The organism is Variovorax boronicumulans (assembly GCF_029892485.1).
GTDB classification, from domain to species: Bacteria; Pseudomonadota; Gammaproteobacteria; order Burkholderiales; family Burkholderiaceae_C; genus Variovorax; species Variovorax boronicumulans_B.
This window is the reverse complement of the sequence record NZ_JARXVG010000012.1, coordinates 189,339-202,400: the sequence shown is the minus strand read 5'-3', so window position 1 is coordinate 202,400 and position 13,062 is coordinate 189,339. Positions and strand designations below refer to the sequence as shown.

Here is a 13,062-nt window from a genome sequence, read left to right as displayed (position 1 = left end):
TTTGCCTTCAATCAATAGCCCCTCCGGCGCGCTGCCGGCGCGGTTCCGGCGCGAGCGCCTCCTGATCGTCGGTTGCGGCGACGTCGGCCAGCGGGTGGCGCGCGACCTGCGCGGCCGCATGCAGCTGGTGGCGCTCACGTCCTCGGCCGAGCGGGTCGCCGCGCTGCGCAAGGCCGGTATCCGCCCGCTGGTGGGCAACCTGGACGATCCGGCCACGCTGCGCCGGCTGGCGGGCATCGCGACGCGGGTGCTGCATCTGGCGCCGCCCGCGCGAGATGGCGGCACCGCCTGGTGGCGCGACCAGCGCACCACGGCGCTGGCACGCGCACTGAGGTTGCGCTCGGTGCCCTCAACCCTCGTCTATGGCTCGACCAGCGGCGTGTACGGTGATTGCGGCGGCGCCCGCGTGAGCGAAACACGCGCCGTGCAGCCCGACACGCCACGCTCCCATCGCCGAGTGGACGCCGAGCGCGCCGTGCGCTGGCTGGGCCGCAGCGCCGGCGTGCGCGCGAGCATCCTGCGCATTCCCGGTATCTACGCGCCGGATCGCGAGAACGGCACACCGCGAGGCCGCCTGCAGCGCGGCACGCCGGTGCTGCGGCGGGAGGACGACGTTTACACCAGCCACATCCATGCAGACGACCTGGCGCGGGCCTGCATTGCATCGCTGTTCCGCGGCCGGCCGCAGCGCATCGTCCATGCCTCGGACGACACCGAGCTGCGCATGGGCGACTACGTCGATCTGGCGGCCGATCTCTACGGCATGCCGCGCCCGCCGCGCGTGGCGCGCGAAGAGGCGCAGCGCCAGTTGCCGCTGCAACTGCTGAGCTTCATGGGCGAATCGCGCCGGCTCGACAACACGCGGCTCAAGCGCGAGCTGCGCGTGCGGCTTGCACATCCGACGGTGCACACCGGCCTGCGCGCCGACGCCTGAGGGCGCCATGCGCTTCGTCGTCACCGCGACCGAGGTGACCGGTTCGCTGGTCTAACCCTGCCTGGCAGGCTCCGCACATTCGGGCGCGACTTCGTCGAGCGCCAGCGCCAGCCGCTCGACGAGTCGCGTGCTGTACGGCTGCAGGGGATGGATGTCGTCCGCCATGTCGGCAGGATCGAAGCGCACGGCGCCCCAGTCGGCGAACAATGCGCCTTCCTCGCTGGCCACGCGCCGCGCGATGGTGTCGTATTCGTCGCGCAGCGGCATGCGGCCGGCCCTGACCTGCGAGAGGCCGGTGATGATCGGCGTCTTGCCCGCGGCCTTGGCGTAGTCGACCATCGCGCGCAGCGCGGGTTGGTAGGGATAGCGGTTGCCGGCGTCGTTGATGCCGTACTGCAGCACCACCACGCGTGCCGGCATCGGTTGCAGCACGAAACTCGGCAGGCGCCTGTGGGCGCTGTCGCCCGGCATGCTGTAGTCGGCAATCGTCCAGGCGGGGCGGATGCGCTTGAGCGCGACCGCCGGCGGCTCCTTGATGCGGTTCGTCGTCGACGCGCCGAAGCCGCCGTAGAGGATCGAATCGCCCCAGAGGGCGACGGTGCAATCGGGTGCGGCGACGGCGGAGCTGGCGCCGATGGCCAGGGCCAGCCAGAGAAGAGGGGAGAGGGTGCGCACTGTGCGGCGCGAGCGATTTCGCATGGCGATCAGTGTGCCTCCCGAGGAGGTACGGGGAAGCCCTTTTGCCATATCGACAGCACGGTATCGATGGTGCCCGGGGCCGGAATCGAACCGGCACACCTTTCGGTGGGGGATTTTGAGTCCCCTGCGTCTACCAATTTCACCACCCGGGCAGGGTTCTGAACGAAGCCCAAAATTATGGCACAGTGGCTGCCATGAATTATCCGACGATCGAAGACGCCATTGGCAAGACCCCCCTGGTCGCTCTGCAACGCATCGATGCAGCCGAAAATGCCAAGCGCGGAAACGTGATCCTCGGCAAGCTCGAAGGCAACAACCCCGCGGGATCTGTCAAAGACCGGCCGGCCCTCTCGATGATCAAGCGCGCCGAGGAACGCGGCGAAATCAAGCCCGGTGACACCCTGATCGAAGCCACCTCGGGCAACACCGGCATCGCGCTCGCGATGGCTGCGGCCATCAAGGGCTACCGCATGGTGCTGATCATGCCGGAGGACCTCTCCGTCGAACGCGCCCAGACCATGAAGGCCTTCGGCGCCGAACTGGTGCTCACCCCCAAGAGCGGCGGCATGGAATACGCCCGTGACCTCGCCGAGCAGATGGTTGGCCAAGGCAAGGGCCGGGTGCTAGACCAGTTCGCCAACCCCGACAACCCGCGCATCCACTACGAGACCACCGGTCCCGAGATCTGGGCCGACACCAAGGGCAAGATCACGCACTTCGTGAGTGCCATGGGCACCACCGGCACCATCACTGGCGTCTCTCGTTTCCTGAAGGAAAAGAACCCTGCGGTGCGCATCATCGGCGCCCAGCCGGCCGAGGGCTCGCGCATTCCCGGCATCCGCAAGTGGCCCACCGAGTACCTGCCGAAGATCTACGACCCGAGCCGCGTCGACGAAGAAATCAACGTGAGCCAGGACGACGCCGAGGAAATGTGCCGACGCCTCGCGCGCGAAGAGGGCATCTTCGGCGGCATCTCCGCGGCCGGCGCGTTGTGGGCGGCGCTCGAAGTCGCCAAGAAGGTCGAGAACGCCACCATCGTGTTCGTGGTGTGCGACCGCGGCGATCGCTATTTGTCGACCGGCGTCTTTCCCGCATAAATCAATAGACCCCGCTGCAGCCCCGATCAACGGGCGCTGCACGCCATAAAAAGAGCAGCCCCATGCCCCACCCCAAGTTTTGCCAGGTCTGCGCCACGCCGCTGGAATGGATCGCGTTGATGGAAGACGGCGGTCCCAAGGAGCGCCTGCGTTGCCCGAACTGCGGCCACACGCACTGGAACAATCCCACGCCCGTGCTCGCGGCCATCGTCGAGTACCGCGGCCAGGTGCTGCTGGCGCGCAATGCGGCCTGGCCCGGCAAGATGTTCGCGCTGATCACCGGGTTCATGGAAGCCGGCGAGACGCCCGAGGAAGGCATCGCACGCGAGGTGAAGGAAGAAACCAACCTCGATGTGAGCGCCACGAAGCTCGTGGGTGCCTACGACTTCCAGCGCATGAACCAGATCATCATCGCCTACCATGTGGTGGCCGACGGCGAGGTGAAGCTCTCGCCCGAGCTGGTGGACTACCGCCTCTACGACCTGCCGGACCTTCGCTGCTGGCCCGCGGGCACGGGCTACGCACTGGCCGACTGGTTGCGCACGCGGGGCCACGAACCCGTGTTCTTCACCGCCGCCGAGAACGAAGAACGCCGCCGCGGCCTGAACCTGCCGCCCGAGGAGCCCCAGCGTGGAAGTTGATCGCGAAATCGACACCCGCGGGCTGAACTGCCCGCTGCCCATCCTCAAGGCGAAGAAGTCGCTCAACGACATGGCGAGCGGGCAACTGCTCAAGGTGGTGTCGACCGACCCCGGATCGGTGCGCGACTTCCAGGCCTTCGCGCGCCAGACCGGCAACGAACTCATGGAGCAGCAGACCGTCGACACCGATTTCATCCATGTGTTGAAGCGGCGCTAACGACTACTCGAGCGCAAAAGCAAAGGGGCCCAGCGGCCCCTTTTGCTTTGGTGCTTCCCGGCGCGTCTCAGAGCTTCAGGCTCTTGAGGTATTCGCGGAATTCGTCGCCCACTTCGGGGTGCGCCAGCGCCAGTTCCACCGTGGCCTGCAGGAAGCCTTCCTTGCTGCCGCAGTCGTAGCGGATGCCCTTGTAGGCGTATGCGTAGACCGATTCCTTCTTCATCAGCGCCGCGATGCCGTCGGTCAGCTGGATCTCGCCGCCCGCGCCCTTGGGCTGGTTGCGGATCTCGTCGAACACGCCCGGCGTGAGGATGTAGCGGCCCGCCACGCCCAGGCGCGAGGGCGCATCTTCAGGCTTGGGCTTCTCGACCATGCGGTTGACTTTCACCAGGCCTTCCTCGATCTGTTCGCCAGCCACGATGCCGTAGCGCTTGACGTGCGCGAGCGGCACTTCCTGCACCGCCAGCAGCGAGCCGCCCAGGCGCGCGAAAGCCGACGTCATCTGCGCGAGCACCGGCTCGCCGCCCTCGGGGCCGACCATCAAGTCGTCGGCGAGCAGCACGGCGAAAGGCTCGTTGCCGACCAGGTGCTCGGCGCACAGCACGGCGTGGCCCAGGCCCAGCATGCGCGGCTGGCGCACGTACGAGCAGGTCATGTCGTCGGGCATCACAGAACGCGCAATCTTCAGCAGCGCATCCTTGCCGCTGGCTTCGAGCTGGCTTTCGAGTTCGTAGGCGGTGTCGTAGTGATCTTCGATCGCACGCTTGTTGCGGCCAGTCACAAAAATCATGTCGCGGATGCCCGCGGCATAGGCTTCCTCGACGGCGTACTGGATCAGCGGCTTGTCGACCACCGGCAGCATTTCCTTGGGCTGTGCCTTGGTGGCCGGCAGAAAGCGGGTGCCGAAGCCTGCAACAGGAAATACGGCCTTGCGGATGCGTGTCGAGGAAGTGGACATGGGCAGTTCAGCGTCTTTCTGAAAGGGGTAGGGAAATTCCGGATGCGGGGACGGCACGAAGCCGCTCCCGGAATCCTAAACGCCTTCGATGCCCTGCGTCTGTCAGCCTAGGCGTACAAGTTGGTCGCGAAGCCGCTCCAGAGTGGCCGAAAAGTCAGTCAGACGTTTACGTTCTTGCTCGATCACCGCCGGAGGCGCTTTCGCGACGAACGCTTCGTTACCGAGTTTGGCGTGCACCTTTGCGATCTCGCCTTCGATGCGCGCGATCTCCTTGCCGATGCGAAGCTTTTCGGCCGCCTTGTCGATCTCCATGTGCAGGCACAGGCGCGCCGCGCCCACCACTGCAACGGGTGCCGCCTCGGCCGCGGCTTGCCACGAAGCCTCGTCGTCGAAGACCTTCACTTCCTTGAGCTTGGCGAGCGCCTGCAGCACCGGTGCCGATTCGCGCAGGAACGCCGCGCCTTCGGCATCGTCGGCCACCGCGTAGAGCGGCAGGCGCGTGGCGGGCGACACGTTCATCTCGCCACGCAGCGTGCGGCATGCATCCACCAGCGCCTTCAGCCGCGCCACATGCGCCTCGGCCGCCTCGTCGATCTTCTCGGGCTGGCTCTTCGGATACGCGGCGATCATGATCGACTCGCCCTCGCGGCCCGCCACCTTCGACACCTTCTGCCACAGCTCTTCCGTGATGAACGGAATCACCGGATGCGCCAGGCGCAGCAGCGTCTCGAGCGTGCGGATCAGCGTGCGGCGCGTGGCGCGCTTCTGCGATTCGTCGCCGGTCTGGATCTGCACCTTGGCGATTTCCAGGTACCAGTCGCAGAACTCGTCCCACGCGAACTGGTAGATCGCGTTGGCCACGTTGTCGAGCCGATACTCCTCGAAGCCCTTGGCCACCTCGGCTTCCACGCGCTGCAGCTGCGAGACGATCCAGTAGTCCGCGCGGCTGAACTTCAGGTAGCCATGGGCCGGGCCGCCGACCTTGCACTCTTCCTTCGTGTGCTCCATGAGGCCGCAGTCCTGGCCTTCGCAGTTCATCAGCACGAAGCGCGTGGCGTTCCACAGCTTGTTGCAGAAGTTGCGATAGCCCTCGCAGCGCTTCGAGTCGAAGTTGATGCTGCGGCCGAGCGAGGCCAGCGACGCGAAGGTGAAGCGCAGCGCATCCGCGCCGAAGGCCGGAATGCCCTCCGGAAATTCCTTCTGCGTGTTCTTGCGCACCGCAGGCGCCGTCTCGGGCTTGCGAAGGCCTTGCGTGCGCTTGTCCAGCAGTTCGGGCAGCTGGATGCCATCGATCAGGTCGACCGGGTCGAGCACGTTGCCTTCGGACTTGCTCATCTTCTTGCCCTGCGAATCGCGCACCAGGCCGTGGATGTACACGTCCTTGAACGGCACCTTGCCGGTGAAGTGCTTGGTCATCATGATCATCCGGGCGACCCAGAAGAAGATGATGTCGTAGCCCGTCACGAGCACCTGCGAGGGCAGGTACAGGTCGAGGTCCTGTGTCTTTTCGGGCCAGCCGAGCGAAGAGAAGGGCACCAGCGCCGCCGAGTACCAGGTGTCGAGCACGTCCTCGTCGCGAGTGAGTGTCTTGCCGGGCGCCTTGGCCTGGGCATCCGCCTCGCTCTCGGCCACGTACACATTGCCTTCCTCGTCGTACCAGGCCGGAATCTGGTGGCCCCACCAGAGCTGCCGCGAGATCGTCCAGTCCTGGATGTTCTCCATCCAGTGGTTGTAGGTGTTGACCCAGTTCTCGGGCACGAAGCGAACCTCGCCCGACTTCACCACGTCGATGGCTTTCTGCGCGATCGATTGGCCGTCCGCGCCCGGGCGCGTCATGGCCACGTACCACTGGTCGGTGAGCATCGGCTCGACGATGGCGCCCGAGCGCGCGCAGCGCGGCACCATCAGCTTGTGCTTCTTCACCTCGACGAGCAGGCCCAGCGCGTCCAGGTCGGCCACGATGGCCTTGCGTGCCACGAAGCGGTCCATGCCGCGGTACTTCTCGGGTGCGTTGTCGTTGATGGTCGCGTCCAGCGTGAGGATGCCGATCACATCGAGCTTGTGGCGCTGGCCGACCGCATAGTCGTTGTAGTCGTGGGCTGGCGTGACCTTGACCACGCCGGTGCCGAATGCCTTGTCGACGTAGTCGTCCGCGATGATCGGGATCAGCCGGTCCACCAGCGGCAGCTTCACGCGCTGGCCGATCAGGTGCCTGTAGCGCTCGTCTTCCGGGTGGACCATCACGGCCGTGTCGCCGAGCATGGTTTCGGGCCGGGTGGTGGCCACGGTCAGCCTGCCGCTGCCGTCTTCCAGCGGGTAGGCGATGTGCCAGAGCGAGCCGTCTTCTTCCTCGCTCTCGACCTCGAGGTCGCTCACCGAGGTCTTGAGCACCGGGTCCCAGTTGCCCAGGCGCTTGCCGCGGTAGATGAGGCCCTCTTCGTAGAGCTTCACGAAGGTCTGCGTCACGACCGCCGAGAGGTCCTCGTCCATCGTGAAGTACTCGCGGCTCCAATCGACCGTGTCGCCCATGCGGCGCATCTGCTGGGTGATGGTGTTGCCCGACTTCTCTTTCCATTCCCACACACGCGCCACGAAGTTCTTGCGGCCCAGGTCATGGCGGCTGACCTTCTGCTCCTGCAGCTGGCGCTCCACCACGATCTGCGTGGCGATGCCGGCGTGGTCGGTGCCCGGCAGCCACAGCGTGTTGTCGCCCTTCATGCGGTGGTAGCGCGTGAGGCTGTCCATGATCGTCTGGTTGAACGCATGGCCCATGTGCAGCGTGCCGGTCACGTTCGGCGGCGGCAGCTGGATCGCGAACGACTCGGCGCCTTCCTTGGGCTGCTGCGTGCCGCGGTAGCCGGCCTTCGCGTAGCCGCGCTTTTCCCATTCGGGGCCCCAGTGCGCCTCGATGGCGGCGGGTTCGAACGATTTGGACAGGCTCTCCAGTCCAGGTTGGGCGGCAGGGGTGATGGGTTCGCTCATGGGAAGTGCAGAACGGCGCCTTCGGGGGCGGCCGTGGGGAACAGGTGGGACAGCCCACGATTTTACCGGGGCGACTCGGTGACACAGGCGCCACTCATAATTCCGGGATGCTCTTCCTGCTTTCCCCCGCAAAGTCACTCGACTACGACACCCCGGTTCCCCCCGAAGTCCCTGCCACCCAACCCCATTTCGAAGCCCCGCGCGGCCCCTCGACCGAGCTGATCAAGCTGCTGCGCGATAAATCGCCCCTCGAGATCTCCGAGCTCATGCACCTCTCGGACAAGCTCTCCGCCCTCAACGCGGCCCGCTACGAGGCCTGGTCCGCCAAGAGCACCGCGAAGAACGCCCGCCAAGCCGCCTTTGCATTCGACGGCGACGTCTACGGCGGGCTCGATGCCCGCAGCCTCACGCCCGCGCAGCTCGCCTGGGCGCAGGACCACGTCTGCATCCTCAGCGGCCTCTACGGCATCCTGCGGCCGCTCGACCGCCTGCAGCCCTACCGACTCGAAATGGGCACCCAACTGGCCAACCGCCACGGCAAGGACCTGTATGCCTTCTGGGGCTCGCGCATTGCCGAGCACCTGAACGAGCGCCTCGCGGCTGATCGCACGCCGGTGGTCGTCAACGTGGCCTCGCAGGAATACTTCAAGTCGGTCGACCAGAAGGTGCTCAAGGCGCGCGTGGTCGAATGCGTGTTCCAGGAGTGGAAGGGCGACAAGTACAAGATCGTGAGCTTCTTCGCCAAGCGCGCCCGCGGCCTGCTCGCGCGCTGGGCCGTGCTACACAAGGCGGCCACGCCCAAGGCGCTGGAAAAATTCGACCTTGAAGGCTATGGTTTCGACCCAGAGGTCTCAACCGCCGAAAGGCTGGTGTTCAGGAGAAAAGTCTGATGTCCCAACCGATCAGTCCGGAGTTGCGCGAATGGCTGGTTGCCCAGCTGGCGGCCGGTCATTCGGTGCCTGCGCTGCGTGCGTCGATGCGCGCGGCCGGCTGGCAAGATTCGGCCACCGACGTGGCGCTGGCCCAGCTGGAGGCCGGCTTCCCCAATGTCGAGGTGGCGCTGGCGCCGGCGCGCACCGAGATGCCGGGTCCCGATCTCGAGGGCGCGCCGCTCTACATCGACGCCGGTGACCGTCGCATCCAGGTGCTGCAGACGATGCGGCATCCGCGCGTCATCGTCTTCGGCAACCTGCTGTCGGGTGAGGAATGCGAGGGGCTGATCGCCGCGGCGCGCGTGCGGCTCGCGCGCTCGCTCACCGTGGAAACGCGCACCGGCGGCGAGGTGCTCAACGTCGATCGCACCAGCGACGGCATGTTCTTCGAGCGCGGAGAGAACGAAATCGTCGCGCGGCTGGAACAACGCCTGGCCACGCTGCTGCGCTGGCCGCTCGAATACGGCGAAGGCCTGCAGATCCTGCGCTACGCGCCCGGCGCGCAGTACCGCCCCCACTACGACTACTTCGACCCCCACGAGTCCGGCACGCCCACCATCCTCAAGCGCGGCGGCCAGCGCGTGGCCACGCTGGTGATGTACCTGCAGGAGCCCGAGCAGGGCGGCGCCACCACCTTCCCCGATGTGGGGCTCGAAGTCGCGCCCGTGCGCGGCACTGGCGTCTTCTTCAGCTACGACCGCCCCGACCCGGTCACCCGGACGCTGCATGGCGGCGCGCCGGTGCTCGCGGGTGAGAAGTGGGTCGCCACCAAGTGGCTGCGCGAGCGCGAATTCAAGTAACGACGGGGAACCGATGAAAGTCACCGCCAACGGGCTGCAGATCGAAGTCGACGACACCGGAGGCGAAGGGCGCCCCGTCATCCTGCTCATCATGGGCCTCGGCATGCAGCTGGTCGCATGGCCCGCCGCCTTCGTGCAGCAGTTGGTCGACGCGGGCTTTCGCGTGGTGCGCCACGACAACCGCGACATCGGCCTCAGCCAGGGCTTCGACCATGCGGGCGTCGGCAACATCGTGTGGGAAACCATCCGCCACCGGCTCGGCCTGAAGGTGCGCTCGGCGTACACGCTGCAGGACATGACGCACGATTCGATCGGCGTGCTGGATGCGTTGGGCATCGCCAAGGCGCACATCGTCGGCGCCTCGATGGGCGGCATGATCGCGCAGCGCCTGGCCGCCACGGCGCCGGAGCGCACGGCCAGTCTCGTGAGCATCATGAGTTCGAGCGGCGCGCGCGGCCTGCCCGGCCCGCGCCGCGAAGTGGCGGCCATGCTCATGCGCCGGCCGCTCGGCAAGGGCGAGGCAGAGCTCGTCGCGCACAGCATCCGGTTGCTGCGGCTGATCCAGAGCCCGGCCTATCCGCAGACCGACGAAGAACTGGCCGAGCGCCTCGTCTTCAGCATGCGCCGTGCCTACCATCCGGCCGGGCTGATGCGGCAGATGCTCGCCATCGGCGCCGACGACGACCGCCCCCAGGTGCTCGCGCGCATCCGGCGCCCGACGCTGGTGCTGCACGGCGAAGCCGATGCGCTCGTGCCCATCGCCTGCGGCAAGGATTCGGCTGCGCGCATCCCCGGTTCGACCTTCATTTCCGTTCCCGGCATGGGCCACGACCTGCCGCCCGAGGTCTGCACCATCCTCGCCAACCACATCGCCCCGTTCGCCCATGCGGTGGACGCCAAGGACAAGACGCCATGAGCCTCGACAACCACCCCGACAACCCCAACACCCCCGAGCAATCGCAGTTGGGCCGCGCCTCGGCCTACGCCGACAGATACGACCCTTCGCTGCTCTTCCCCATCGCCCGCGCCACGCAGCGCGAGGCCATGGGCATCCGGAGCGATGCGCTGCCGTTCTTCGGCGCCGACCTCTGGACCGCCTTCGAGGTGAGCTGGCTCAACCCGCGCGGCAAGCCGCAGCTGGCCATTGCGCACTTCACCATCCCCTGCGAAACGCCCAACATCATCGAAAGCAAGTCGTTCAAGCTGTACCTCAACAGTTTCAACAACAGCACCTTCGCGAGCATCGACGCCGTGCGCGAGCACCTGCGCACCGACCTGGCCGAAGCTGCCTGGCGCGGCAGCGACCAGTCGGCCGGCATCGGCGTGAAGCTGCTCACGCCAGACCTGTTCGACCGCGAGCCGGTGCACGAGATCGACGGCCTCGACCTCGACCGGCTCGACATCGAGTGCACGCACTACCAGCCCGCGCCCGAGCTTCTGTCGAGCGACACCACGCAGGTGCATGTGAACGAAACCCTCACCAGCCGGCTTCTGAAAAGCAACTGCCTCGTCACCGGCCAGCCCGACTGGGGCAGCGTGCAGATCCGTTACAGCGGCCCGCCCATCGACCAGGCCGGGCTGCTCGCGTACATCGTGAGCTTTCGCAACCACAACGAGTTCCACGAGCCCTGCGCGGAGCGGATGTTCACGGACATCTGGAGCCGCTGCAAACCGACCAAGCTGGCGGTGTATGCGCGGTACACGCGGCGCGGCGGGCTCGATATCAATCCGTTCCGCACGAGTTGGCCGCAGGCGCTGCCGGCGAACATCCGTACCGCACGGCAGTAGGCACAGCGGGGGCGAAGCCCCTCTTCGGAAATCAGAAACTCGCTGCGTGCCCGCTGTGGCATTCTGAGTTGGCCCGCGAGCCTGCGGTCGAACCTCCGGAGCAGAGACAAACATGGTTGAAGGAAAAGCGGTCGTCGTCACCGGCGCGGGCGGTGGCATCGGGCGCGACATCGCGCTGGCCATGGCCAAGAACGGCGCAAGAGTGGTGGTCAATGACATCGGTGCCGCGCTCGATGGCGGCGGTGGCAGTGCCGGCCCTGCGCAACAGGTGGTAGACGAGATCCGCGCCGCGGGCGGCGAGGCCGTGCCCAACACCGACAGCGTGGCCGACGCCGCAAGCGCCGCGCGCATCGTCGAATGCGCCGTCGAAAGCTTCGGCCGCATCGATGCAGTGGTCAACAACGCCGGCATCCTGCGCGATCGCTTCTTCCACAAGATGTCGGTAGACGAATGGGACGCGGTGCTCAAGGTGCACCTCTACGGCGCCTACTACGTGAGCCGCGCGGCCGCGACGCACTTCAAGGAGCAGAACGCCGGCGCGATGGTGCACATGACCTCGACCTCGGGCCTCATTGGCAACTTCGGGCAGGCCAACTACGCGGCGGCCAAGCTGGGCATCGTGGCGCTGTCGAAGTCCATCGCGCTCGACATGCTGAAGTTCAACGTGCGCTCCAACTGCATCGCGCCCTTCGCGTGGAGCCGCATGATCGGCGCGATTCCCACCGACACCGACGAGCAGCGCGCCCGCGTCGACAAGATCAAGCAGATGACGCCGGCCAAGGTCGCGCCGCTCGCGGTGTACCTGGCGAGCGATGCGGCGAGCGCGGTCAACGGGCAGATCTTCTCGGTGCGCAACAACGAGATCTCGCTCATCAGCCAGCCGCGGCCGGTGCGCTCGGTGCATCGCTCCGAAGGCTGGACGCCGCAGAGCATTGCCGAGCACGCCATGCCTGCGATGCGCGCGAGCTTCTACCCGCTGGACCGCTCGGCGGACGTGTTCAGCTGGGACCCGGTTTGAGGGCATGAGGACAAACCCGCAAGCGGATGCGGGCGGCGCCGTTCGCCGGACAATGCACCTTCCTCCCGCTCCCTTCATGCCCGCCCGGTGAACCTGCATTTCGACCTGTTCGACCTGAAACTGTTCGTCTACGTGGCGGATGCGCGCAGCCTCACGCGCGGCGCGGAGAAGGCGTGCATCTCGCTGGCTGCCGCCTCCACGCGCATCAAGCAGATGGAAGAGGCCGTGGGCGGCAAGCTGCTGCACCGCAGTGCGCAGGGCGTGAGCCTCACGGCCGCGGGGCAGGCGGTGCTCTATCACGCCAAGCGCGTGATGCAGCAGATGGAGCACCTGCGCTGCGACATGCAGGACTTCGGCAAGGGCATCAAGGGCCATGTGCGGGTGTTCGCCAACACCACGTCGATCACCGAATACCTGCCGCAGAAGCTCGCGGGTTTTCTGACGCAGCACCCGGCCGTGCAGGTGGATCTGCGCGAGTACCTGAGCGAGGAAATCGTGCGCGCGGTGGCCGATGGCGAGGCCGACATCGGCATCCTCGCAGGCGACGTGCACACGGGCGATTTCGATGCGCGCGCGTTCGGCAGCAACCAGCTGGTGCTGGTGGTGCCGAAGGCGCATCACCTGGCGGGCGCGCCATCGGTGGCTTTTGCCGACACGCTCGATGAGCAGCATGTGGGGCTGCACCATGGCAGCGCCATCCATCGGTTCTTGCAACGCCGCGCGGAGCTGGCGGGGCGGGGTTTCAATCCGCGCATCCAAGTCAGCAGCTTCGAAGCGATCTGCCTGATGATCGAAGCGGGTGTGGGGGTCGGTGTGTTGCCGGCTTCTTCTGCGCAGCGGCTTTCAATGGCGATGCGGATCTCTACTGTTGCGCTCAGTGATGCGTGGGCGGAGCGGGCGCTCAAGCTCATTGCTCGCAGTCGGGATCAGTTGCCGGCTTCTGCGCGCGAGTTGTTCGATCATCTCGTCGCACCTTAGGCGCTGCTGTTCAGGGCC

Annotated in this window: 13 protein-coding genes and 1 tRNA gene; 10 read left to right on the top strand and 4 right to left on the bottom strand. The window is 66.6% G+C overall.

Features of this window, described 5'->3' with window-relative positions:
• The first annotated feature begins 1 nt into the window (after position 1).
• Positions 2–934 carry an SDR family oxidoreductase gene (locus tag M2282_RS24985; RefSeq protein ID WP_280811463.1) on the top strand — a complete coding sequence of 311 codons (933 nt, stop codon included), beginning with the start codon at positions 2–4 and terminating at the stop codon, positions 932–934.
• Between the two features lie 51 nt (positions 935–985).
• Here the strand turns inward: M2282_RS24985 and M2282_RS24980 are convergent, their stop codons facing one another.
• Both M2282_RS24980 and M2282_RS24975 read right to left on the bottom strand, forming a co-directional pair.
• Positions 986–1,633: an SGNH/GDSL hydrolase family protein gene (locus tag M2282_RS24980; RefSeq protein ID WP_280811462.1), complete on the bottom strand. Its 648-nt coding sequence runs from the start codon at positions 1,631–1,633 to the stop codon at positions 986–988.
• Between the two features lie 67 nt (positions 1,634–1,700).
• A tRNA-Leu gene (locus M2282_RS24975) sits at positions 1,701–1,785 on the bottom strand.
• A 42-nt stretch (positions 1,786–1,827) separates the two neighbouring features.
• Between M2282_RS24975 and cysM the strand changes: the two genes are divergently transcribed.
• The 3 genes from cysM to M2282_RS24960 all read left to right on the top strand — a co-directional run bounded on the left by cysM (position 1,828) and on the right by M2282_RS24960 (position 3,588).
• Positions 1,828–2,730: a cysteine synthase CysM gene (cysM, locus tag M2282_RS24970; RefSeq protein ID WP_280811461.1), complete on the top strand. Its 903-nt coding sequence runs from the start codon at positions 1,828–1,830 to the stop codon at positions 2,728–2,730.
• Positions 2,731–2,792: 62 nt separating this feature from the next.
• A complete protein-coding gene (locus M2282_RS24965) occupies positions 2,793–3,371 on the top strand; it encodes an NUDIX domain-containing protein (protein ID WP_280811460.1) in 579 nt (192 codons plus the stop codon).
• On the top strand, positions 3,361–3,588 hold the full coding sequence (locus M2282_RS24960; RefSeq protein WP_280811459.1) for a sulfurtransferase TusA family protein: 228 nt from the start codon (positions 3,361–3,363) through the stop codon (positions 3,586–3,588). Before M2282_RS24965 ends, M2282_RS24960 begins: the two co-directional genes overlap by 11 nt.
• Before the next feature lie 67 nt (positions 3,589–3,655).
• Here the strand turns inward: M2282_RS24960 and galU are convergent, their stop codons facing one another.
• Both galU and M2282_RS24950 read right to left on the bottom strand, forming a co-directional pair.
• Positions 3,656–4,546 (bottom strand): UTP--glucose-1-phosphate uridylyltransferase GalU, encoded by an 891-nt coding sequence (gene galU, locus M2282_RS24955; RefSeq protein WP_280811458.1) that lies wholly within the window; start codon positions 4,544–4,546, stop codon positions 3,656–3,658.
• 102 nt (positions 4,547–4,648) lie between these two features.
• Positions 4,649–7,528: a valine--tRNA ligase gene (locus M2282_RS24950; RefSeq protein WP_280811457.1), complete on the bottom strand. Its 2,880-nt coding sequence runs from the start codon at positions 7,526–7,528 to the stop codon at positions 4,649–4,651.
• A gap of 107 nt (positions 7,529–7,635) precedes the next feature.
• On the opposite strand from M2282_RS24950, the gene yaaA reads away from it, so the two are divergent.
• The 6 genes from yaaA to M2282_RS24920 all read left to right on the top strand — a co-directional run bounded on the left by yaaA (position 7,636) and on the right by M2282_RS24920 (position 13,044).
• Positions 7,636–8,418, top strand: coding sequence for a peroxide stress protein YaaA (gene yaaA / locus M2282_RS24945; RefSeq protein ID WP_280811456.1), 783 nt, complete (start codon positions 7,636–7,638; stop codon positions 8,416–8,418).
• The gene (locus M2282_RS24940; RefSeq protein WP_280811455.1) at positions 8,418–9,260 is read left to right on the top strand and encodes a 2OG-Fe(II) oxygenase; all 843 of its coding nucleotides are present in this window, start codon (positions 8,418–8,420) and stop codon (positions 9,258–9,260) included. The genes yaaA and M2282_RS24940 overlap by 1 nt, the downstream gene beginning before the upstream one ends.
• Before the next feature lie 13 nt (positions 9,261–9,273).
• Positions 9,274–10,176, top strand: coding sequence for an alpha/beta fold hydrolase (locus M2282_RS24935; RefSeq protein WP_280811454.1), 903 nt, complete (start codon positions 9,274–9,276; stop codon positions 10,174–10,176).
• Positions 10,173–11,048 (top strand): NADPH-dependent 7-cyano-7-deazaguanine reductase QueF, encoded by an 876-nt coding sequence (gene queF, locus M2282_RS24930; RefSeq protein ID WP_280811453.1) that lies wholly within the window; start codon positions 10,173–10,175, stop codon positions 11,046–11,048. The genes M2282_RS24935 and queF overlap by 4 nt, the downstream gene beginning before the upstream one ends.
• Positions 11,049–11,160: 112 nt before the next feature.
• On the top strand, positions 11,161–12,066 hold the full coding sequence (locus tag M2282_RS24925) for an SDR family oxidoreductase (RefSeq protein WP_280811452.1): 906 nt from the start codon (positions 11,161–11,163) through the stop codon (positions 12,064–12,066).
• A gap of 87 nt (positions 12,067–12,153) precedes the next feature.
• On the top strand, positions 12,154–13,044 hold the full coding sequence (locus M2282_RS24920) for a LysR substrate-binding domain-containing protein (protein WP_280811451.1): 891 nt from the start codon (positions 12,154–12,156) through the stop codon (positions 13,042–13,044).
• Positions 13,045–13,062: the final 18 nt, after the last annotated feature.

Excerpts from the sequence above, each read along its gene's own strand:
- M2282_RS24980 (WP_280811462.1), bottom strand. The coding sequence starts at position 1,633 with ATGCGAAATCGCTCGCGCCGCACAGTGCGCACCCTCTCCCCTCTTCTC.
- cysM (WP_280811461.1), top strand. The coding sequence starts at position 1,828 with ATGAATTATCCGACGATCGAAGACGCCATTGGCAAGACCCCCCTGGTC.
- M2282_RS24965 (WP_280811460.1), top strand. The coding sequence starts at position 2,793 with ATGCCCCACCCCAAGTTTTGCCAGGTCTGCGCCACGCCGCTGGAATGG.
- galU (WP_280811458.1), bottom strand. The coding sequence starts at position 4,546 with ATGTCCACTTCCTCGACACGCATCCGCAAGGCCGTATTTCCTGTTGCA.
- M2282_RS24950 (WP_280811457.1), bottom strand. The coding sequence starts at position 7,528 with ATGAGCGAACCCATCACCCCTGCCGCCCAACCTGGACTGGAGAGCCTG.
- yaaA (WP_280811456.1), top strand. The coding sequence starts at position 7,636 with ATGCTCTTCCTGCTTTCCCCCGCAAAGTCACTCGACTACGACACCCCG.
- M2282_RS24940 (WP_280811455.1), top strand. The coding sequence starts at position 8,418 with ATGTCCCAACCGATCAGTCCGGAGTTGCGCGAATGGCTGGTTGCCCAG.
- M2282_RS24935 (WP_280811454.1), top strand. The coding sequence starts at position 9,274 with ATGAAAGTCACCGCCAACGGGCTGCAGATCGAAGTCGACGACACCGGA.
- queF (WP_280811453.1), top strand. The coding sequence starts at position 10,173 with ATGAGCCTCGACAACCACCCCGACAACCCCAACACCCCCGAGCAATCG.
- M2282_RS24925 (WP_280811452.1), top strand. The coding sequence starts at position 11,161 with ATGGTTGAAGGAAAAGCGGTCGTCGTCACCGGCGCGGGCGGTGGCATC.